Consider the following 19,779-nt stretch of genomic DNA (forward strand, 5'->3'; position numbering starts at 1 on the left):
CGATTGCGCACTTGTTATGGTGAACTTCCTGTTAATAGGAATGCTTATTGTTTGGGTGTCTCTGCCATCTTCGATTAATGCCGTCTGGCTTCAGGCGCTATTCAGCGCGACTCCGATGAGCCGGTGGCCAGCGCGTTGACGTCTTCCATGGTTATCGAATGTGATGAGCGTATCCAGGCAATCGACACCGTCGACGCAATGCCCGCGACATGCTCCGGTCTGTCAGCCACTGATGCGGTGCGGCGACGTTTCCTTTCATTGTGCAAGGTAAATGTAAGGTTTGGACGGTGTCCGCTCAGTGCGCAAACCCACATGGCCGGCTTTCTTCGCCGGGTCCCGGGCCGTTCCTATCAAAACGCGCGGACGATTAAATCGTATGCGATTGACATTGCGGATCGCTTCCTTCATGATGCATCGCATGCGATCGAAGCGCATACGAATCAAAGAGACACAACCCCTTATCCAGCAAGGAATCCATCATGGCCAAGATCGAAAAAGTCATCTTCTCGGGCAAGACCCACACCACCGTCAACCGCGACCCCGGCGTCCAGCGCGGCGACCACGGCGTCGTCGACATCAAGCTGTCGGCGCCCGGCGGTGAAAACCACGAGTTCATCGCCGCCGAGCCGCACCCGACCGCAGAGCAACTGTTCGCAGGCGCCTGGTCGGCCTGTTACATCACCGCGCTCGGAATCGCGGCCTCGCTGAAGAAGGTCACCCTGCCGCCCGACGCTTCCGTGGATATCCAGGTGGACGTGGGCCAGACCGGTCCCGGCTGGTTCCTCGGTGCCCAGTTCACCGTCCGCTTGCCGGGCGTGGCACAGGATGTCGCCGAGGCGCTCGCGCATACGGCCCATCAGATCTGTCCCTACTCGAAGGCCGTGCACGGAAACATCGAGCTCGCCCTGAACGTCGTCACCGCGTGATCGGGCAGGACACACGCTTCCTACTCACATCGTTTAGAGAACTCACATCATGAAGACAAAACTCATCGCTGCCTTGCTCGTCGCACTTTCGGCTTCCGCCGCCGCTCCCGCGTTCGCCAGCGGGTATGGTCCCGCCCCGTTTTACACGCCCTCTGCTGGCGCACCGGCGGCGCAACGCGGTCAGAGCGTGCAAACCCTCGCCGCCGAGCGCGACGCCGCTGCTGGATCGCAAGAGGCGTACGGCGGTGTCCCGGCCGGTCGCGCGCAAGCGGGGAGCCGTGCCGCTCTGGCGCAACGCGACGACCTCCATTCACGTCGCTAGATCGCGCATCGCCGGTCGCGGGCCGTCGCGCATCATCGCTCGCGATGCGCGACGGTCACGGCATCCGGCAGGTCATGGTTTAATTACTAAGGAAGAAGCAAGCAATGTTCAGTCATGTAGCGGTCGGTACCAACGACCTGGAAAAAGCGAAGCAGTTCTACGATGCAGTGCTGGGTACGCTCGGCTATCGTGAAGGGTTTGATGACCAGGGCCGGGGCCGGCGCTATGTCTATCGCGCGGACAACGGCCTGTTCATCATCAACCGGCCACTGGATGGTCAAACGGCGACCCACGCCAATGGTGGCACGATCGGCTTTGCGTGCCAGTCGACCGATCAGGTCGATCTCTGGCATGGTGCCGGGGTTGCCAATGGCGGCAAGTCGGTCGAGGCCCCGTCCGGCGTGCGTGGCGCACAGGCTGGAGGGCTGTACCTCGCCTATCTGCGCGATCCGGATGGCAACAAGCTCTGCGCGCTGCATCGCATGCCGGACTGAGGCGGACTGCGTTGCCGAAAGCGCGCTTGCCGGCCGTGCCCATGGCGGCACGGACGCTGGTCTGCACGACGCCACGGCGGACCCGTTCCGAGCGAATTTACTGACGAAGTGTGTATCTGGTGGATCAACACCACTGACGGAGATGATTGAAATGACGACACAAACCGAAACCGCCATCCTGGCCGGCGGGTGCTTCTGGGGGATGGAAGATCTGGTGCGACGCTATCCCGGCGTCCTGTCCACGCGCGTGGGCTACACCGGCGGCGATGTGCCCAACGCCACTTACCGCAACCATGGCACGCACGCGGAGGCGATCGAGATCGTGTTCGATCCGAGCCAGATCGGCTATCGTCAGATCCTCGAGTTCTTCTTTCAGATCCACGACCCGACGACGAAGAACCGCCAGGGCAACGACATTGGGCCGAGCTATCGTTCCGCGATCTTCTATCTCAGCGATGAGCAGAAGCGCGTGGCCGAGAACACCGTGAGGGACGTGGACGCATCCGATCTCTGGCCCGGCAAGGTCGTGACGGAGATCGTCCCTGCGGGCCCGTTCTGGGAGGCCGAGCCGGAACATCAGGACTATCTGGAACGCAATCCCGGCGGATACACGTGCCACTTCGTCCGGCCAGGCTGGAAGCTGCCTGCGCGGTGAGCCGACGGGTGAGCCGATGCCTGAGCCGCGGGTTGTCCGATGCCGCGGATCGAGCAACGGACCCGGTAAGGTTCCTTCGTGGTCGGTCGCAGGCTGCCTGAATGCGGGTTCCACGGTGCGGCGCACTGCCGGGTGGCGGCGCCGCGCGTGGGAAGGGCTGAGCCTGGATGGAACGAACGAGGGCTGCTCTCGACGCGGCGGCCGCCCACGATTCACTTCATCGCGATACAATCGCATGCGATATATAATTTTCGTTGCGAGACATCAGGCGTGAGCCAGAGAGGATGCAGATGAAATCTACGGATCAAGCGGCACCCGTGAACGTGATGCTTTCCGACTTCCTGTGTTTCGCGGTCTATTCCGCGAATCTGGCCTTCGGCAAGGCATACAAGTCGATCCTCGAGGAACTCGGGCTTACCTATACGCAATACATCACTGTCATTGCGCTGTGGGAAGAAGACAACCAGACCGTCAGCGGTCTGGGAGAGAAGCTGTTTCTCGAATCCAACACGCTCACGCCGATCCTGAAGAAGCTCGAAGCGATGGGTTATCTGGAAAGGCGGCGCGATCCCGAAGACGAACGCCAGGTGCGTGTCAGTCTCACGAAAAGCGGTCGGAAGCTGCGGGAAAAAGGCCTGAACATGGACCTTGTCGAGGCGACCGGCCTGGCGCCAGACGAGTTCGCGCAAGTGCAGAAGGCGATCGCGAGGCTGCGCAACAATCTCATCCAGGCAGTACGAGCGGCGGAATGAGTTGAGCGGCTGCGCTCACGCAATCCTTATTCGTGCCGTGCGCTTTGAAAGCGTGGCATTGGCGCACGAACATCGACGGAGCCAACCATCGACCGGCTCCAGCCCGGCTCAACGGTTTGAGCCATAACGGCCGCACTCCAGACGGGTTGTCGCCTGTCGCGCCAGCTCGTGTTCAGCGCGAACATTTCTGCTGGAATTCCCTTGGCGGGGCGAGCGTTGCCAATAGCGGCCGGAACGCGGCGATGAACGCGCGTCGCGCGTAGCACGTTCGATCGACGCACCGCGGATGCCAGGCCGCTCGCGTGCTGGTTCAACGCAGCAGCCCTGAAAAGGGGTGACAACATCCTCTGAACAGCAACGGCATTGAATCCCGCTCCCGGGCAATGCACGTGAATCCCTGTCTGTCACTCAATCCCGCCTTCAGGTTTTGTATCGCCATGTGTCCATCATGGCTCCGGATACAAGACGATTTCCGCCTCACATAACACGACACACGCCCGATACAGGCGCGCGGTTCAATAGGTTCCATCGAAAGCAACGCTGCACGCAGGGTGCCGGTGATAGGACAGCCCACGAAAACAGCGTCGCGTTCGCAGAGAAGTTCAATAACCGATTTGATAGTCAGTGGAAAGGAGTCGAGATGAAAACAGTACGAACCATCGCGGTAGCCATGCTGGTCGCAGCAAGCGCGTTGACGATGCAGGCGGCGCATTCGCAGCAACCAGGAATCGCGCGCATCGATCTGCAGCAGCACGATCTCAGCGTGCCCGGACGCGAAGTCATACAGGTGCGCGTCGACTTCAGCAAGGGTGCGGAGGCGCCGAGGCATGCGCATCCGGGCGAAGAGGTGGCCTATGTTCTCGAAGGGTCGCTTGAGTATCAGCTCGAAGGCAAGCCGCCGGTCACGCTCAAGGCAGGCGACACCTTGTTCATCCCCGCCGGAACGATCCATTCGGCGAAGAACGTCGGCAGTGGCAGCGCAAAGGAACTCGCCACGTATGTCGTCGAAAAAGGGAAGCCGCTTGTCGTGACGGCCAAGTAAGCGATCAGTCCACGAACAGGGAAGCCTCGACACGCCTGCCCGTTGGGGCGACGATGTAGCGTTCAGCCGCTCCAGGGAAGAATGGCCGCGATACGTGCAAGGGTTGTCAGGCTTCCCGTGCAGTAATTAAGCGGCTCGAACATCTGCATTCCGGATCATCGCCGCTTTCGATAAATCCGGCGGCGGCCTGCGTCCCTCGGACATCGCGTCCGCGAAAAGGAAACACCATGCCATTGCCCCTCAGACACATTGCCGTCGCTGCAGCCGGCGCTATCTTCTGCGCCGCGGCCTGGGCGCAAAGTGCCGCTGATATTGCCCGTCCCGCGGCTGTCATTCCGCTGGAATCGGAGCCCGCGGCGAAGCTCATCACGTATCCGCCGTTAGCCGGACCGCTCGCTCGCGGCGTCGTCATCATTCAGTTCCGGACCGAGAATCTGCGAATCATGCCGGTATTCGGCAGCGCCGCCGTCGATGTATCGCCGCATCTCGGCCACATTCACGTGACAGTCGATGACTGGCACGGCACCTGGGCGCATACAAGCGAAGATCCCGTCATTCTGGTCGGATTGGAGCCTGGCAAGCACAAGATCCTGCTCGAACTTGCCGATCCGAGTCACAAGATCCTCTCGGGCGAAACCGTCATCGTTACTGTCCCGGAGCAGAAGGCGCCCAAGGCCAAATCCCACGAGCACGGACAGCCCGATCAGGGGTGAGGGCTTGCGGCTGGCGGAGGATGTGCGGTAGCAAGCCGCTACTTCTCGAGCGAGGGCGAGCGCGACTCCAGGGATGCGGCATCGGTTGCCTGCCGATCGACGCCGGCGAACTCCTTTCTGTATGCCGCCGGCGTCGTTTCCCTGAGTGCCCGGAACTGACGGTTGAAGTTGGCCAGATTCGGAAACCCGGAACGGGCGGCGATCACGGATACTGGCCAGGACGTGTCAGCGAGCATGCGGCACGCGTGACCCATGCGAACGCGGCTCACGTACTTGCCCACGCTTTCGCCGACATGCTGGACGAAGTAGCGGTTGAGCGTCCGCTCGGAAAGCATCGCGGCGGCGGCGAGTTCACGGAGCGTCAGCCGTTCCGCGAACCGTGCCTCGATGACCGCCAGCGCGCGGTTGAGCCGCTCCGGCTCGTGGCCTGAAGGTCGCCCGATGCTGCCCCCGTCGAACGCGCTTGGCGACGCCAACGGTGACGCTTGTTCGTCTGCCAGCTGACACAGCACATCGAGAATGGCGCTCAGGCGCTTTCTCGGAGAGTCGGCAAGAAGGATACCGGCGTGTTGCCGCATGGCGGCGCCTGCTTCAGGGCTGAACGAAAGACCGCAGGCCGCCCTTCTCAGGAGCCGATGCAGCGCATCGTATTCCGGGCAGCAGTCGGCGACCCGCCGCGCCCAGTCGCCGCTGAACCACACGACGATGGCAACCTGCGGGGCCGTGCTGTCGATCGAGCGGTTGGACGACCACGTGTGCGGCAGGTCCGGCGGCACGAGCACGAGGTCGTCGCCCTCGTATTCCGCGATCGAGTCGCCGATATAGCGCTTCCCGCGGCTGTTCATCGTGAGCGTGAGCTCGTATTCCGGATGGTGATGCCATTCAAATGGAATGCGCGGCAGCTTTCGGTGATAGACGCGCACCGAGCACCCCGCGCCCATCTCCACGTGTTCGTAGGCAGGCTTCATGGCAGGAAGCGCAAAGTAGTTGTCTGGATAGTATCACTGCCCGCTGCGGCGCGGCGCTAAGCTGACGGCACTGGAGAAGACAAGGAGACGCCATGGAATCCCTTCAAATCGCCGACCTGCCGGCAGCGATTCGCGCGGTCAAAAAGCAGCTTCGCGCTCAGTTGCCGAACTACAGGGACGTGTTCGAGCAGGTCGAAGCCGAAATCAAGCGAAAGGCAGGCGTCATTGCCGCCGAGCGCGCTCGGGGAGAGCCGGTCATCCCCGAAATCCGGTTCGCGGACATCGGCGCGGGGCGCGTGAGCGGCGAACAGATCGCGCTCGTCAAGGAGCGGGGCGCGTGCGTCGTACGCGGCGTTTTCACTCCTGAGCGCGCGAGTCGGTGGGACACGCAGATCGCCGCTTATGTCGAAGCCAATCGCCTCGACGAGAGACTCGCGCATCGGGCGGAGGACAAGTACTTCGGCAATCTCGCCTCGAGCAAGCCGCAGATTTTCGGAATCTACTGGTCCCGGCCCCAGGTCGAGGCGCGTCAGTCGGCCGAGCTGACTGAAACGCGCGTCTTCCTCAACCGGCTGTGGAAATGGAACAGTGAAGGGCGTGTTCACTTCGATCCCGAGCGCGTGCCCGTGTATGCGGACCGGCTGCGCCGCCGGCCTCCCGGGTCGGAATCGCTCGGGCTGTCGGCGCATTGCGACGGCGGCTCGGTCGAACGCTGGCTCGACGACAATTTCCGGCGTGTCTACCGGCATGTCTTCAGCGGCGACTGGCGCCGTTACGACGCCTTCGATGCCGCCTATCGGCCGGAGGCGAGAGAGATTCCGTCGCCGGCGGTCTGCTCGATGTTCCGCACCTTCCAGGGCTGGACCGCGCTGACGCCGCAGGGTCCCGGAGACGGTACCTTGCAGCTCGTGCCGATCGCCAACGCCATGGTGTACGTGCTGTTGCGGGCGCTGCAAGACGATGTCGCGGACGATGACCTGTGCGGCGCACAGCCGGGGCGCGCGCTGTCCGTCAGGCCGGAGTGGCACGCGCCGCTGCACGAAGCGCTGTCCTCGATCCCGCACATGCAGCCGGGGGATGCTGTCTTCTGGCATGGCGACGTGATTCATGCCGTGGAAGACGCGCATCGGGGAACGGGTTACAGCAATGTGATGTACATTTCGGCGGCGCCGGCGTGCGCGAAAAACGATGAATACCTCAAGCGCCAATTGCCCGCCTTCCTGAAAGGGGAGAGCCCGCCCGACTTCCCCGCCGACAACTTCGAAGTGGACTTTGTCGGCAGGGGCACCGACGACGGCCTGACCGGCCTCGGACGAGAGCAACTGGGTTTTTCCCTTTAGGCCTCTGGACAATCCTGTCCCGTATCGAGCCGTGGCGACGCATGCCGCGAACGGCCGCCTCGATCAGCGATGCCTCGACGCCGGGCCGACGCTCGACTCGCGCACGATCAGTCCGGGAATCGCAACGTACCGTGCCGGCGTTCTTGCTTCATCGGTGGCCGAACCGAGCCGCGCCAGAAGCGTTTCGCTTGCGATGGCGCCGATTTTCTCCGCCCCGGCCGACAGTGCCGTGAGCGGAGCAACGACATTGTCGCAACCGGCGACGGCCAGCGCCTTCCCGGCGCGTTCGCCCATGCGGCCGAGTTCGTGGGGGACGCCGAAAGCGACCGGGCCGTTGTCGCACACCACGGCGCTCGGGCGCGGCTTCATGTCGAAGATCGCGCGCGCCGCCTGGCGCCCGTGCCACGACTTCAGCGTCCCCGGGCCGCGCCCAGGTTCCTGCGCCATGTCGCCGGCGGCTCGCCGAACTCCCGCTTGAACGCGCGATTGAACGAGGCTTCCGATTCGTAGCCTGCACCCTCGGCGATCGACGCCAGCGAGGAATCCGTCAGGCGCAACTGTCGCGCGGCAAGCTGCAAGCGCCACAGCGCGAGATATTGCATGGGTGGTATCCCGACCAGTTCGGTAAAGCGCTGCGCGAGCCCGGAACGCGAGATGCCCACCTCGCGAGCGAGAGCATCGACGGTCCAGGCGTACACCGGCTGTGAATGCATCAGCGCGAGTGCCCGCGCCACATAGCGGTCGCGCAGTCCCGCCAGCCATCCCTTGCCGTCATCGGCCATCGTGCCGATGTAGCGACGCACCGCCTCGATGAAGAGCAACTCCGCAAGCTTGGCGAGCACCGTGGCGCTGCCCGCCTGCGCCGAGGCCGCTTCCTCGGTTGCAAACCGAAGCGACGATTCGAGCCACGATACTCCGGACCCGCGCATGTTCACCTTGAAGAGCCTCGGCAGCGCGCGAAGCAACGGATTTCGTGAATTGTCCTGCGGCGCGAGAAAGCCGCACACCATGCGGGTGACTTCGCCGCCGCCGCCGTGGGAGAGCGTCATGACTTCACCCGGTTTCGTCTCGACCTGATTTGCCAGCAGCGGCGCCAGGACGTCGGGCACCAGATCGGTCGCACTGCCCAGCACGTGGGTCTCGCCCTGCGGCACCACGATGACGTCGCCTGCCTCCGCCCGCACCAGGCTTGCCGGATCGCCCGGCAGCATCGCAAAGCACTTTCCTTCTGTCAGGAGATGGAACGAGACGACGCGCTCGGAAGGCGGCAGGTATGCGGAGCAAAGCGCCGAATCGGCCTGCCCGATCACGCACCAGGGCGCCGAGAAGTTGCCGTCGAGGTGGACGGCCCCGATCAGCTGGATGATGCGCAAGACGTCGGAGAGAGCATCCATGGCTGCGTTCGCGCAATGTTGGAGCCGCGCACAAGAATGCTGGACGCCGGGCTATTCAATGTCGCGCCTACCGTCGGAATACTAGCACCGTGCCTGAAGGCCAGCACACGCAAGAAGTCAACGCGAATCACCGGAGCGTGCATTCTCCGGCGTGTCCAGCCTCCAGAAGTACCTCGACCGTGCTTTTCAATCCGAAACCAGCCTGTCTCTCAGGAGAGCAGTCATGTCCGCCGTCCAGTCACCTTCCTTGCCCTTGTCCTTGCCCTTGCCTGCTACGGATCTCGCCGCGCCCAGGATGCGGCATGCCGCTGCCGACGCTCAGATGCGCGTCCTGCAACCTCACGTCGATACCGCACGCTATGCCAGATGCGTGGAAGTGTCCAAGCGCATCCGGTGGGACATCGACCGCGACGTGCTCCGGCATCGCCAGTTCGATTTCACGAAAAAATTCCTGCCTGACGGTCTGTCGTTCGTCGACCGGCTGCCGTTCCTGAGCGTCGTCGAGCGGCGCCTGCTGTCGCAGATCCAGGGCCGTTCGTACGCGAACATGTTCGGTCTGGTCGAGCGCTTTATCGGGGCCAAGATGCTCGAGGTGAGCCGCGACCACTGGCTTGGCGACCAGGACGCGCTCGAAGCGCTGGTGCGCTTCACCGACGAAGAACTGAAACACCAGGAGTTGTTTCGCCGCATCGAGAGCATGATCGGCGCGGGGATGCCGGCGGGATACACGTTCGAGCCGCGGCCCGATGACGTCGCATCCGTCGTGCTGGGCAGGTCGACCTGGTCGGTGCTCGCGCTGACCTGCCTCATCGAACTGTTCACGCAAGTCCATTACCGGGCCAGCATCGAGCCGGACAGCGAGCTTTCGCCCCTGTTCAGGGAGGTGTTCCTGTTTCACTGGAAGGAGGAATCGCAACACGCGATTCTCGATGAACTGGAATGGGTACGTGAAAACGCGAAACTCACGCCGCAAGCGCGCGATGAGGCCGTGGACGATCTGATTGCGCTGGTGGGCGCAGTCGACGGAATCCTGCAAGCGCAGTCGGCGGCAGACACGCGCTACTTCGTGGGCCTTTGCGACCGGCGCATGACTGACGCCGAGATCGAAACGGTGGCGGCGACCGTCCTTGCCGCGTATCGCTTCCAGTACATCGTGTCGGGCCTGCAGATTCCGCGGTTCGGCGAAACGCTCAACGCGATGATCTCACCGGCGCAAGCCGGGCGGATTGGCGCCGCGCTCGCGCCGATCATGGGCTGACGGACTCCGATCTATGGGCGGCATGCATCGCCGGCGCGCTGCCGGAGCCGGAGCTCGCCGGGATTGCACGGGCGTCCGGCTTGCGGGGATCGCGCATCACGGAACGCTTCGACTGCTTTCGCGATACCACCGCGCAAGCAAAAGTTGAGGGCGACCTGCATGTCCATGCAGTCAACTTTCCGGCCTTCAAGCAGGAACGGGACCCGATGCCGGCCGGCAAACAGCGTATGTGCCGGCCACGCGAATCCTCCCTGCGACGGTTAGCCAGCGCGACGCGCGCGACGCCGCTACGGTGTCGTGCGCGTCCGTGGGTTCAGCGCAGCGGCCGGAAGCTCACGCGAATCTCTTCCGAGAAAACCTGCGGCTGTTCCCATGCGGCAAAGTGCCCGCCTTTGGGCAACCGGTTGTAGTGAATCAGCTTCGGATACGCTTTCTCCGTCCAGCTTTGCGGGGCGGCGTAAATCTCATCCGGAAACACGCTGACGGCAACGGGAATGGCAACATGCTTCGGCGCAAAGAAGTTGAGCTTGTTTTCCCAATACAGCCGGGCCGACGAGACCCCCGTGTTCGTCACCCAATAGAGCGTGATGTTGTCGAGGATGTCGTCTCGCGTCAGGCCCTCGGGCTGACCGTCAAAGACGCGTGCGATGAGCGCCTCACTGCTCGCGTCGTGGTCGAGTATCCAGCCGGCGAGGCCGACAGGCGAATCCTCGATCCCGTACAGCGTCTGCGGGCGATTCGTCATCTCCTGGGCGTAGCCGAGGCCGTGCTTGTAGAAGAAGTCGAGCTGATCGAACGCGTGCTTCTCGTCGCCCGAGAGGCCGGCGGGCGCCGGGTCGCCGAACTTGAGCGCATTTGCAACGTTGTCGGGCACGGTGGCCGGCATGTTGGTGTGAATGCCGATCAGTTCCGGTGGCGCCAGCAGGGCCATCTGCTCCGTGACGGCATTGCCCCAATCGCCGCCTTGCGCCACGTATCGCGTGTATCCGAGCCGCTTCATCAGCACGACCCAGGCGCGTGCGATGCGGGCAGGATCCCAGCCGGTCGTGGTCGGCTTGCCAGAAAATCCGTAGCCCGGGAGCGACGGAATCACGACGTCGAAAGCATCCGATGCACTCCCGCCATGCGCCGTCGGATTGGTCAGCGGATCGATGATCTTCATCTGCTCGATGATCGAGCCGGGCCATCCGTGCGTGACGATGAGCGGCAACGCATTCTGATGCTTCGAACGAACATGGATGAAATGAATGTCGAGCCCGTCGATCTCGGTGACGAAATTCGGCTGGGCGTTGATCCTCGCTTCGACCTTGCGCCAGTCGTAACTCGTCTCCCAATAGCGCGCGAGTTTCTGCATCGTCGCGAGCTGCACGCCTTGCGATGCATCCGTTACCGTTTCACGCTCGGGCCACCTTGTCGCTTTGATGCGCCGTCGCAATTCGACGAGTCGCGATTCCGGTACGTGCACGCGCAGTGGACGAAGAGCGGTCTTGTCACTGCCCGTCGATTGTGCAACTTGAGTGATAGCCTGATTTGTATCGGCAAAGGCGAGCCGGCTCAATGAGCCCGCAACGACGGCCGCCGCTGCAGCGCCGATGAAGCGGCGGCGCGAGGCGGTCTGGGGAAGGATATCGTTTGACATACAAGCTCCTGTTCGCAATATGCCTTGGGCAGGCGGAGCGATGAGTGCCGCAGCTATGCAATCCTGAGCAAACGCCTTCCTGACTGACCGCCTGAATCGTTCATCCACGCAGCCAGTCGGCGAACCTCGAATCGTCACCGCCTTCCTTGACCGCAAACCATGGTTCGCGGTCGTTGAAGGCATTATGTGCAGGTAAGCACCCAGCGTAAACGCCAACACGGGCACAACACTTGTGCCAGTCAGGAACAAAGCCGTATCCGGCGACGCGCACAGCCAGCCGCTCGTTGACCGTGTGCATGCCGAGCGGAAGAACGGTGGCGCTGCAAAAGCGCATGGCTGGACGCGCTGGGCGGCGAACGCTTGCCGGCATGGCAGGGCAGATGCAAATCACTCCGTTCATGTGGCCCTTCGAGCGAAGCTGGCTGGTGCGAAAGTCCGTGGCCATTGCAGGCTTCACCGTGCGCACGGACAGATCAAGGCCTTCATGCCGGATGACCAATGAACCGCCCGCGTCTTTCCGAACGGCCGGCGACAGGAATTTCGCGCGACGTCACAAGCGGCGTCGACTGCGACACGAAAGCAAGCGGCTAGTAGCGAAAAGCTATCTGCAGACGATTGACGCAAAGCGAGGCCAATCGATGAACGCATCCATGGTTGCGCTTTGCGGGAAGGCATATCCTTGCATTGCTGAAGAAACATGTCCGCGGTTTTCAGGTGTTCCAGCGGCCATTCGGAGGAGTGAAGCATGACGAACAGTGTGAATGGAAAGATTGTCGCGATTACGGGCGGTTTCGGCAGTCTCGGTCTGGTAGCGGCGCAGGTACTGGCGGAGCGCGGCGCGCACGTTGCGCTGATTGGCCGGGGGCAGTCGCCGGGTGCGGATGCGCTGCCGCCGCAACTTGCCGATGCCTTTCAGCTTGGCGGCGTCGATCTCGGCGAACCGGCGGCGGCGCAGGAAGCCATCGACGCGATCGCGACGCGGTTCGGCGGACTCGACGCACTTGTCAACGTCGCCGGGGCCTTCCGCTGGGAGACCGTGGCTGACGGAAGCGTCGATACGTGGGACCTGATGTTCCGCACCAACGTGAAGACGGCGTTGAACGCATCGAAGTCGGCGATTCGTTATCTGGCGGCGCGCGAGGGCGGACGGATCGTCAATATCAGCGCGGGGGCGGCACTGAAGGCGGGGGCCGGGATGGGGGCCTATGCCGCGTCGAAGGCTGGCGTGGCACGCCTGACCGAAGCGCTTGCCGAGGAGCTCAAGGACAAGGGCGTGACAGTCAACGCGATCCTGCCGAGCATCATCGATACGCGCCAGAACCGCGCCGATATGCCTGATGCCGACTTCAGCCGCTGGGTGACGCCGCAGCAACTCGGTGCGGTGATCGCGTTCCTGCTGTCGCAGGATGCGCAGGCAATTACCGGGGCGCTGATTCCTGTTGCCGGGCGGGTTTGACGGGCCGAGCCCGCGCAATGGCGGCGAAGGGGCCTGATCAACGGTGAAGGCCGGCACGGCCCCGCGCCACGGCGCAACACCGGCCGCACCCGGGGTTCCCGAAGCCCGAAGCAACGAAGTCGGCGCAAGGCCGGCGTCGTTGCCAAGACATGAAGCGGGCCGTTTCTGGTCCATCCGGCGACGCTGCGAGGCTCGCCGCAAGGCGGCAGTCGCAGCACGAGCAGCCGTCCGCATCCTTGCTCCGAGGCGATTGCATCGTGACGCGGAAATGCCCCGCTAGCCGTCCGGGCGAATCCGCGAAGGCCGCCGGCGCACAGCTATAATCGCGCTCAAACTTGACCAGGGAAGTTCTACTCGTGAAAAGGATCACCGCGTTTGCATTCGTTGCGCTTGTCCTCGTGGGCTGCTCGTCGCCCGAGAAGCAGGTGCAGCAGGCCCAGCAATTCGTCCACAACGAATCCAGTCTTGCCGAGGCCCAGCGCAATGCGGCGGTCAATTGCGGACCGGCCAACTGCGACGCCGCCTGGGCGCTCACGAAGCGCTATATCCAGCAGCATTCCGACACGCCCATAACACGCGCGGACGAGGTCGCAATCGACACCGACGTGCCCTCCGGTTCGGGCAAGGCCGCCTTCTCGGCGACGCGTGTTGCGAAAGGTACTGGCGCGACGCTGACGCTTTTTGCGCAGTGTCGGGGCATGTATGCGTCCGACAGCGAGAGAGGTTCGGACTATAACGAGTGCGCCGAGAAGATCCTCAAGACCCAGAATGGCTATGTGGCGTTTCTCAACGCACATGTGCCGGGTCAGTAGGCGCCGGGGCTGACTCAGCCACGCGCGGGCAGGCCGAGGTAGGGCAGCGAGCGGCGCCCTGCAACCGATCGAGTTTGCCGATGGCGCGCGCCGAATGCCGGGAGCGCCTTCAGGAGCCTGTTGGGCCGCGCGGCAAGGCGATGCGTAAGTCGAAACGGGAGAGGGACTCGTCGAGTTGCGCCACGCGTGAAGACGCGACTCACGCGGCTTCGTTAGTCCCGCTATCCACTTAAATATACTGCGCCATCGTTCCGGCATGACAGCATGATCTCGCGGCGGTTTCGCTGGTATTTAACGGAGCGCCGACCTATAAATAACGTTTGCGACGGTATCTTTCGCACCGTCGCCGACCCACGAGGTCACACCCGCACAGTTTTGTGCACCGCCACGACACCTATGTGGCAGCGCCGGCATCCACGTTCCGGCACCCTGGCCGCGTAGCGCTGCGTTTGAACCCCCGCATGACCGGAGTCGCGGCAGCAGCGCGAATTCCAGGATCCCCCGTATCGATCCCTCGAAAAACGAAGACACGCGCAACCATTTCCATGTGCGCTACCGGTCCGCATGGGCGGCCGGCCTTCGCACGACCTCTGCACAGCGAGCGCGTCACCTGACGGCTCACTCACGAACAAGGTGCGATTATGAAACTCAAATTGTTGGCGGTATCCGGTGCAACGTTGCTGGCGATGGCCGCCGGCATCGCGCACGCGCAGTCGAACCAGCCGGCTCCATCCATGGGCCAACCCTCGATGCAGCAATCAAACACGCAAGCCGCCGACATGTCCTATGGCGGGACGCCAGCCAAGGGCGCCTACGCCAGCGGACGCAGCAGAAGCGGAGGTCCGTGCGTCGTCGGCTTGTCCTGCGATATCTATCAAGGCAACTAGAGTTTGATGTCGCGTCACCGAGGCGAGCCGGACCGGTCGATATCGAACGCACCAGCTAGCGCACGCGCTCGCTGGAAGTACCGACTGGTTCTCACGGGTGCGCGACAGCGGGCACTGCCATTTGTGATGAGGGGCTGAACAGCGTTCCCTTGCGTGCAGCCCGGCGCCGGCGGAATGTCCCCGAACTCGATGCCGGAATTGCGCAGTTGCGCGACGCAGCCCTTTTCTGATCCATCACCGGCGCACGACACCTCTGCAACGTGTCGTCGTGCGCTCTTGAGCGCAATGCGTCAATCGCGCACACACCGGAATCCGGCATACACATATTGATAGTGCGCCTGAAACCAGTTGCGGAAACTCGGCCTCAGCATGCAGGCCGCCGTGCGCGGCGAGCCGCCTTTCAGCACGAAATGCTTGTTGTCGTAGAAATTGGCGGAGTAGCCCAGATAGAACGGAAACGGCTCGAAACCGGGCAGCGGGCCGAACGCGGTCGATGTCCATTCCCAGCCGTTGCCGAACTGTCCTTCGACGCCGAACGCACTGCGGTTTTCCGGATGCGCCTGCACCGCCGACGGGTCCCATCGCCGGAAGTCGAAGTTTCCGTCCGCCGCGAGCGGTGCGCCGTGCGCCGCGCGCTGCCATTGCGCCTCGCTCGGCAGCGCCTTGCCGGCCCAGCGCGCGTAGGCGTTCGCTTCCGCGTGGCTCACGTACACCGGCCAGTCGGCGGGCAGCGCGATTTCCTCGAACATCGTGCGCAGCTTCCACGCGCCGCGGGCGACGTCGCGAATCCAGAAGGCCGGATGCGTGATGCCCGCGCTTTCCTTCCACGACCAGTCCGCGTCGCTCCAGCAGGCGCGGTTCGCGTAACCGCCCGCATCGATGAATTTCAGGTAGTCGCCATTCGAGACCATGTAGCGGTCGATTTCGAACGCCGGCACGTCCACCTGCAATTCGCCGAACTCGTTGTCCCATCCGAACGCGCCGCTCTCTCGCCTGAGTCCGAGCGTTGCCGTGCCGGCGGGCACGCGCACCATGTCGTGCCTGACGGCCGGGTCGGACGCCGGCTCGTGCGCGAGCGCGGGTCCGGTCTTCTGGTCGAGCGGCAACTGATGCAGCATGTAAGCGAGCGTTTCGGCGTGCATCAGCCGGTGCTCGATCGCCACTTCGAGCAGCGTCGCGGGGTCGGCCTCGTCGGTCGAAACGGGCTGCTTTGTAATTTCTACCGGGTCGAGCCGCGCATCGATGTCGTCGCGAATGCGCTTCGTGTAGGCGCGCACTTCGTCGAGCGTGGGCCACTCGTGCGGTTGATCGGTGGGCAGGCCGCCGTCGACCGGATCGATGCCGAAGGCGAACAGCTGGTCGAATTCGGGATTCGCGCTCGGCAGGTCGAAGACGCGCCCATCGAGCAGATTGCGGTCGAATGCTTCGAGATGCCCGATGTAGAACACGATCCGGTGCCGCTCGGCGATCGGACGTTCATACAGATGCTCGGGCCTGACGATGTCGAAAAGCTCGTCGGTGGTGCGGCGTGCTTCGGCGAGGCGGGCAAGCAGCGGATGACGCAGGGCAGGTTCGCGATTCATGTCGCCATGTCTCCGTACATGAGCAATCCGAAAGCCTAATGCGAAGCAGCCTGCATGCCAACCGGAAATTGCTTGCGATTGACCGACGATGGACGGAGTTTCGTGAGTCAGATGCCGCGCAGGCCGTCGAAGTCGCGAATGCGGATCAGCTTGCCCCTTGCATCGATGAGGCCGAGCTTCTGAAAGCGCGACAGCGTGCGGCTCACCGTTTCGAGCGTGATGCCGAGGTAGCTGCCCATTTCGTCGCGGGTCAGGCGCAGCGTGAACTCCGCCGCCGCGTAGCCGCGCCGCGTGAAGCGCGCGGACAGGTCGAGCAGCAGCCGGGCGACGCGCTCGTCCGCGCGCAGCGTGCCGAGCGTCATCATCTGGCTCGTCTCGCGGACGATTTCGCGGCTCATCATCTGATGCAGCCGCCGCTGGATCGCGCCTGTTTCGCGGCACACGCGCTCGAACAGCGCGTACGGGATCAGGCACACCGAGCTGTCTTCCAGCGCGATCGCGTCGCAGATGTGCGTGTTTTCGCCGATGCCGTCGAGGCCGAGCGCGTCGCCGCTCAAGTAGAGGCCCGTGACCTGCTCGCGCCCGCCTTCATGCGACACGACCGTCTTGAGCGAGCCCGAGCGGATTGCGAAGAGCGATTCGAAGACGTCGCCGGCGCGAAAGAGTGCTTCGCCGCGCAGGATCGGGCGTGTGCTGCAGATCACGCCTTCGAGCTTCGCGGTGTCGTCGGCGGACAGGCCTTCGGGCATGCACAGATGGCGCATCGCGCACGTCGAGCACTGTGCTGCGTGGCGTCGGGCGAGGGTGGCTTGGGACATGGCGCGCCTTTGTTCGTTGATAAATGACAAGGCATTGTCCCATCGAAGAGGCGCGCTCCCAGGCGACAAAACGCCGCGTGACCTCGTCCCGGCGCCTTATCCTGCGGGCTTTTCAGCCGTTCCGGCCGCCGCCGGGATCAGCAGCACGGGCAGCGTGGCCTGCCGCAGGCAGCGCTCCGCTACGCTGCCGAGAATCAGCCGCTGGAAGCCCTTGCGGCCGTGCGTGCCCATCACGAGCAGGTCGGCGTTGAAGGCCCTGGCGGCGTCGAGCACGAGGGTGGAGACGTCGTCGACGGACGACGCCTCGCCCACCGCCGCCTCGCCCGCGACGCCGCGCTCTTTCATCGCCTCGGCGGCTTCCCGCCCGAGCTTCGACCCTTCGTCGACGAGGCGCGTGCGCAGCGCCGACGGGTCGTAGCCCGGCACGTCGAAGTAGAGCGGCGTGTTCTCGACGACGTAGTACGGCTGCAACACCGCGCCGTGGATCTGCGCGAGATCGAGCGCGGCCTCGAAGGCGCGGTGCGAGGTCTGGCTGCCGTCGATGGCGACGAGGATGCGTTTGTACATGCGGCCTCCTTGGCGTGAAAAAAATATCGATTGAGGTGGTGCTGTTGAAAGGATGCGTTGATCCGATGAAAGTTGCGTTTGCCGCGTGACGATTGTCAATGATTTTGACTGCAAGGGAAGCCGGGCAAAGTTGCCATACAATTCGGGTTGACATGATCTCTGCGCCCGCTTAAAACCCGCATCGATCACGAACGGGCCGCCGCCCCGGCCGTTCGGCTTTTCATGTTTCGCCCCCAGTCAATTTTCCGCCTCGCCGTGACCCAGCCCGCCCCCGCTTTGCCCTTTCGAACCGCCCTCCTAGCGATGCTCGGCATCGGCCTCGTCAACATGCTGGTCGCGCTCGACCAGACGGTCGTCAGCACCGCGCTGCCGTCGATCGTCGCGGAACTGCACGGCTTCGAGTACTACGCGTGGATCGCGAGCGCCTATCTGCTGGCGTCGGTGGTGACGGTGCCGGTGTTCGGGCGGCTCGGCGACTACTTCGGCCGCAAGCGCTTCGTGATCGCGGCCGTGGTCACGTTCACGGTCGCCTCGGCCCTTTGCGGACTCGCGCACGACATGCTGTTCCTCGTCTTCGCGCGGGGGTTGCAGGGCGTGGGCGGCGGGATGATGGTCGGCACGGCGTTCGCGTCGATTCCCGACCTGTTCCCCGACCCGCGCTCGCGCGTGCGCTGGCAGGTGGTGATGGCAGCGGCGTACGGCATCGGCACGGCGGCCGGGCCGTCGCTCGGCGGCTGGATGAGCGAGCACTGGGGATGGCGCTCGACGTTTCTCGTCAATCTGCCGGTCGGCGCCGCGGCGTTCTATTTCATCTGGGCGCACCTGCCCGACTTTCACCGGCCGCGCCACGGCGAGGTGCGCATCGACTGGCTCGGCGCGGTGCTCGTCGCGGCGACGCTCGGCGGGCTGCAGGCGCTGATCGAGGCCGTGCCGCAGGACGGGCTCACGAGCGGCAACCTCGTGCTCGCGGCGTGCGTGCTCGCGTGCGCCGCGGCGCTTCTCGCCTGCGAAAGGCGCGCGACGCACCCCATGATCCCGCTCGACATCTTCAGGGACCCGCAGCTCGTGACGCTTTTCACGCTCTCGGTGCTCTCGGGTTTCGTCATGTTCTCGCTGATCTTCTTCGCGCCGCTCCTGCTGCAGGGCGGTTTCGGGCTCTCGCCGCAGCAGGCGGGCCTGCTCGCGACACCGATCGCCGCATGCATTGCGCTCGGCAGCCTGATCAACACGCGCATCGTGATTCATCTGCCGAAGCCCACGCTGATCCTCTCGATCGGCTTCGGGCTGCTGCTGCTCGCGTCGGTGGCGCTCGCGTTCGCGAACGCGTCCACGCCGCATATCTGGATCGAGATTCCGATGGGGGCGGTCGGCATCGGGCTCGGCTTCATCCTGAACAATCTGAACGTGTTCGGCCAGGAGATCGCGGGGCGCGAGCGCTTCGGCATCACGACGGCGCTCCTGCAATCCACGCGCATGGTGGGCGGCATGCTCGGCACGAGCATCGTCGCGACGATCGTCGCGCATCATTACCGCAGCGTGGTCGGGCGCACGATCAGCGTGATCGGCGAGCCGGCGGCCTCGACGTGGCTGCCGCGCTTCGCGGACCCGCGCATCCTGATCGACGACGGCCTGCGGCTCACGCTGATGCGCGACCTGCGTCCGTCGGGCCTCGACGCCCGCGCTCTGATCGACGCCGCGCGCGACGCGCTCGTGCAGTCGATCCACATCGGCGTGATGCTCACGGCCGTTGCCGCGCTCGCGGCGGCGCTCCTCGTGCGAAGGATTTCCCACATCACGTTCCGGCGCGCGGGAACGGTCGGCGTGGCGAAGTAGGCGCGCAAGCTGCCTGACGGCTTTCGCCTTACCGGCAAGGTTGTTTGACAACGTTCTTCGCGCGGTGCTACGTTTGGTCCCTCGCAGGCCGCCCGCGCACCGGCTTTGCTACTACTTCGCCACGACTTTGCTACTGTTCGCATTTGGGCGGCAGACGTTTGCGCCCGGGTGATATCGGGGGTATCCGGGAAGGCATCGACGGAACGCTTCGCCCGTGAGCGGGTCATTCGATACAACGGCGTCTTGCGCGACGCTCCGTCGCCAGCCAACCGGCGGGCGACAGGCGAACGCGGGGCGCATCCCGGGATGCCGCGCCGGAT

20 protein-coding genes are annotated in these 19,779 nt (G+C 64.0%); 13 read left to right on the forward strand and 7 right to left on the reverse strand.

Annotation, left to right across the window (positions count from 1 at the left end; genetic code table 11):
- The first annotated feature begins 479 nt into the window (after window positions 1-479).
- The 7 genes from BG61_RS28465 to BG61_RS28490 all read left to right on the forward strand — a co-directional run bounded on the left by BG61_RS28465 (window position 480) and on the right by BG61_RS28490 (window position 4,904).
- Window positions 480-926 carry an Ohr family peroxiredoxin gene (locus BG61_RS28465; RefSeq protein ID WP_035934253.1) on the forward strand — a complete coding sequence of 149 codons (447 nt, stop codon included), beginning with the start codon at window positions 480-482 and terminating at the stop codon, window positions 924-926.
- Between the two features lie 49 nt (window positions 927-975).
- Window positions 976-1,248, forward strand: coding sequence for a hypothetical protein (locus BG61_RS44175; protein WP_075584244.1), 273 nt, complete (start codon window positions 976-978; stop codon window positions 1,246-1,248).
- 104 nt (window positions 1,249-1,352) lie between these two features.
- On the forward strand, window positions 1,353-1,742 hold the full coding sequence (locus tag BG61_RS28470; protein WP_035934254.1) for a VOC family protein: 390 nt from the start codon (window positions 1,353-1,355) through the stop codon (window positions 1,740-1,742).
- A gap of 151 nt (window positions 1,743-1,893) precedes the next feature.
- On the forward strand, window positions 1,894-2,397 hold the full coding sequence (msrA, locus tag BG61_RS28475) for a peptide-methionine (S)-S-oxide reductase MsrA (RefSeq protein WP_035934341.1): 504 nt from the start codon (window positions 1,894-1,896) through the stop codon (window positions 2,395-2,397).
- 290 nt (window positions 2,398-2,687) lie between these two features.
- A complete protein-coding gene (locus BG61_RS28480; protein ID WP_035934342.1) occupies window positions 2,688-3,149 on the forward strand; it encodes a MarR family winged helix-turn-helix transcriptional regulator in 462 nt (153 codons plus the stop codon).
- A 640-nt stretch (window positions 3,150-3,789) separates the two neighbouring features.
- On the forward strand, window positions 3,790-4,191 hold the full coding sequence (locus BG61_RS28485) for a cupin domain-containing protein (RefSeq protein WP_035934255.1): 402 nt from the start codon (window positions 3,790-3,792) through the stop codon (window positions 4,189-4,191).
- Between the two features lie 227 nt (window positions 4,192-4,418).
- The gene (locus BG61_RS28490) at window positions 4,419-4,904 is read left to right on the forward strand and encodes a DUF6130 family protein (RefSeq protein ID WP_035934258.1); all 486 of its coding nucleotides are present in this window, start codon (window positions 4,419-4,421) and stop codon (window positions 4,902-4,904) included.
- A 38-nt stretch (window positions 4,905-4,942) separates the two neighbouring features.
- Here the strand turns inward: BG61_RS28490 and BG61_RS28495 are convergent, their stop codons facing one another.
- The gene (locus BG61_RS28495) at window positions 4,943-5,872 is read right to left on the reverse strand and encodes a helix-turn-helix domain-containing protein (protein ID WP_035934260.1); all 930 of its coding nucleotides are present in this window, start codon (window positions 5,870-5,872) and stop codon (window positions 4,943-4,945) included.
- 92 nt (window positions 5,873-5,964) lie between these two features.
- Here BG61_RS28495 and BG61_RS28500 point away from each other — a divergent pair, with 92 nt between their 5' ends.
- Window positions 5,965-7,212, forward strand: a complete 1,248-nt coding sequence (locus BG61_RS28500) for a DUF1479 domain-containing protein (protein WP_035934262.1) — start codon at window positions 5,965-5,967, stop codon at window positions 7,210-7,212.
- 63 nt (window positions 7,213-7,275) lie between these two features.
- Here the strand turns inward: BG61_RS28500 and BG61_RS28505 are convergent, their stop codons facing one another.
- A complete protein-coding gene (locus BG61_RS28505; protein WP_035934265.1) occupies window positions 7,276-7,659 on the reverse strand; it encodes a substrate-binding domain-containing protein in 384 nt (127 codons plus the stop codon).
- Window positions 7,623-8,606 (reverse strand): AraC family transcriptional regulator, encoded by a 984-nt coding sequence (locus BG61_RS28510; RefSeq protein WP_035934267.1) that lies wholly within the window; start codon window positions 8,604-8,606, stop codon window positions 7,623-7,625. The genes BG61_RS28505 and BG61_RS28510 overlap by 37 nt, the downstream gene beginning before the upstream one ends.
- 295 nt (window positions 8,607-8,901) lie before the next feature.
- Between BG61_RS28510 and BG61_RS28515 the strand changes: the two genes are divergently transcribed.
- Window positions 8,902-9,864, forward strand: a complete 963-nt coding sequence (locus BG61_RS28515; protein ID WP_051672836.1) for a hypothetical protein — start codon at window positions 8,902-8,904, stop codon at window positions 9,862-9,864.
- A gap of 313 nt (window positions 9,865-10,177) precedes the next feature.
- On the opposite strand, the gene BG61_RS28520 is transcribed toward BG61_RS28515, so the two are convergent.
- Window positions 10,178-11,503, reverse strand: a complete 1,326-nt coding sequence (locus BG61_RS28520; protein ID WP_035934268.1) for an epoxide hydrolase family protein — start codon at window positions 11,501-11,503, stop codon at window positions 10,178-10,180.
- A 745-nt stretch (window positions 11,504-12,248) separates the two neighbouring features.
- Here BG61_RS28520 and BG61_RS28525 point away from each other — a divergent pair.
- From BG61_RS28525 to BG61_RS28535, 3 genes are all read left to right on the forward strand, one after another.
- A complete protein-coding gene (locus BG61_RS28525; RefSeq protein ID WP_035934271.1) occupies window positions 12,249-12,959 on the forward strand; it encodes an SDR family NAD(P)-dependent oxidoreductase in 711 nt (236 codons plus the stop codon).
- A gap of 356 nt (window positions 12,960-13,315) precedes the next feature.
- Entirely contained in the window at window positions 13,316-13,771 is a 456-nt protein-coding gene (locus tag BG61_RS28530; protein ID WP_035934272.1) for a putative periplasmic lipoprotein, read from the forward strand.
- Window positions 13,772-14,412: 641 nt separating this feature from the next.
- Window positions 14,413-14,658 carry a hypothetical protein gene (locus BG61_RS28535; protein ID WP_035942493.1) on the forward strand — a complete coding sequence of 82 codons (246 nt, stop codon included), beginning with the start codon at window positions 14,413-14,415 and terminating at the stop codon, window positions 14,656-14,658.
- 290 nt (window positions 14,659-14,948) lie between these two features.
- On the opposite strand, the gene BG61_RS28540 is transcribed toward BG61_RS28535, so the two are convergent.
- From BG61_RS28540 to BG61_RS28550, 3 genes are all read right to left on the reverse strand, one after another.
- Complete coding sequence (locus BG61_RS28540; RefSeq protein ID WP_035934273.1) at window positions 14,949-16,241, reverse strand: SUMF1/EgtB/PvdO family nonheme iron enzyme; 1,293 nt, start codon at window positions 16,239-16,241, stop codon at window positions 14,949-14,951.
- Between the two features lie 107 nt (window positions 16,242-16,348).
- Window positions 16,349-17,059 carry a helix-turn-helix domain-containing protein gene (locus BG61_RS28545; protein WP_075584245.1) on the reverse strand — a complete coding sequence of 237 codons (711 nt, stop codon included), beginning with the start codon at window positions 17,057-17,059 and terminating at the stop codon, window positions 16,349-16,351.
- 96 nt (window positions 17,060-17,155) lie between these two features.
- Window positions 17,156-17,626, reverse strand: a complete 471-nt coding sequence (locus BG61_RS28550; RefSeq protein WP_035934276.1) for a universal stress protein — start codon at window positions 17,624-17,626, stop codon at window positions 17,156-17,158.
- A gap of 303 nt (window positions 17,627-17,929) precedes the next feature.
- Here BG61_RS28550 and BG61_RS28555 point away from each other — a divergent pair, with 303 nt between their 5' ends.
- Complete coding sequence (locus BG61_RS28555) at window positions 17,930-19,459, forward strand: MFS transporter (protein ID WP_035934278.1); 1,530 nt, start codon at window positions 17,930-17,932, stop codon at window positions 19,457-19,459.
- Window positions 19,460-19,779: the final 320 nt, after the last annotated feature.

The organism is Caballeronia glathei (assembly GCF_000698595.1).
Lineage (GTDB): Bacteria > Pseudomonadota > Gammaproteobacteria > Burkholderiales > Burkholderiaceae > Caballeronia > Caballeronia glathei.

Excerpts from the sequence above, each read along its gene's own strand:
- BG61_RS28465 (WP_035934253.1), top strand. The coding sequence starts at position 480 with ATGGCCAAGATCGAAAAAGTCATCTTCTCGGGCAAGACCCACACCACC.
- BG61_RS44175 (WP_075584244.1), top strand. The coding sequence starts at position 976 with ATGAAGACAAAACTCATCGCTGCCTTGCTCGTCGCACTTTCGGCTTCC.
- BG61_RS28470 (WP_035934254.1), top strand. The coding sequence starts at position 1,353 with ATGTTCAGTCATGTAGCGGTCGGTACCAACGACCTGGAAAAAGCGAAG.
- msrA (WP_035934341.1), top strand. The coding sequence starts at position 1,894 with ATGACGACACAAACCGAAACCGCCATCCTGGCCGGCGGGTGCTTCTGG.
- BG61_RS28480 (WP_035934342.1), top strand. The coding sequence starts at position 2,688 with ATGAAATCTACGGATCAAGCGGCACCCGTGAACGTGATGCTTTCCGAC.
- BG61_RS28485 (WP_035934255.1), top strand. The coding sequence starts at position 3,790 with ATGAAAACAGTACGAACCATCGCGGTAGCCATGCTGGTCGCAGCAAGC.
- BG61_RS28490 (WP_035934258.1), top strand. The coding sequence starts at position 4,419 with ATGCCATTGCCCCTCAGACACATTGCCGTCGCTGCAGCCGGCGCTATC.
- BG61_RS28495 (WP_035934260.1), bottom strand. The coding sequence starts at position 5,872 with ATGAAGCCTGCCTACGAACACGTGGAGATGGGCGCGGGGTGCTCGGTG.
- BG61_RS28500 (WP_035934262.1), top strand. The coding sequence starts at position 5,965 with ATGGAATCCCTTCAAATCGCCGACCTGCCGGCAGCGATTCGCGCGGTC.
- BG61_RS28505 (WP_035934265.1), bottom strand. The coding sequence starts at position 7,659 with ATGGCGCAGGAACCTGGGCGCGGCCCGGGGACGCTGAAGTCGTGGCAC.
- BG61_RS28510 (WP_035934267.1), bottom strand. The coding sequence starts at position 8,606 with ATGGATGCTCTCTCCGACGTCTTGCGCATCATCCAGCTGATCGGGGCC.
- BG61_RS28515 (WP_051672836.1), top strand. The coding sequence starts at position 8,902 with ATGCGGCATGCCGCTGCCGACGCTCAGATGCGCGTCCTGCAACCTCAC.
- BG61_RS28520 (WP_035934268.1), bottom strand. The coding sequence starts at position 11,503 with ATGTCAAACGATATCCTTCCCCAGACCGCCTCGCGCCGCCGCTTCATC.
- BG61_RS28525 (WP_035934271.1), top strand. The coding sequence starts at position 12,249 with ATGACGAACAGTGTGAATGGAAAGATTGTCGCGATTACGGGCGGTTTC.
- BG61_RS28535 (WP_035942493.1), top strand. The coding sequence starts at position 14,413 with ATGAAACTCAAATTGTTGGCGGTATCCGGTGCAACGTTGCTGGCGATG.
- BG61_RS28540 (WP_035934273.1), bottom strand. The coding sequence starts at position 16,241 with ATGAATCGCGAACCTGCCCTGCGTCATCCGCTGCTTGCCCGCCTCGCC.
- BG61_RS28545 (WP_075584245.1), bottom strand. The coding sequence starts at position 17,059 with ATGTCCCAAGCCACCCTCGCCCGACGCCACGCAGCACAGTGCTCGACG.
- BG61_RS28550 (WP_035934276.1), bottom strand. The coding sequence starts at position 17,626 with ATGTACAAACGCATCCTCGTCGCCATCGACGGCAGCCAGACCTCGCAC.
- BG61_RS28555 (WP_035934278.1), top strand. The coding sequence starts at position 17,930 with ATGCTCGGCATCGGCCTCGTCAACATGCTGGTCGCGCTCGACCAGACG.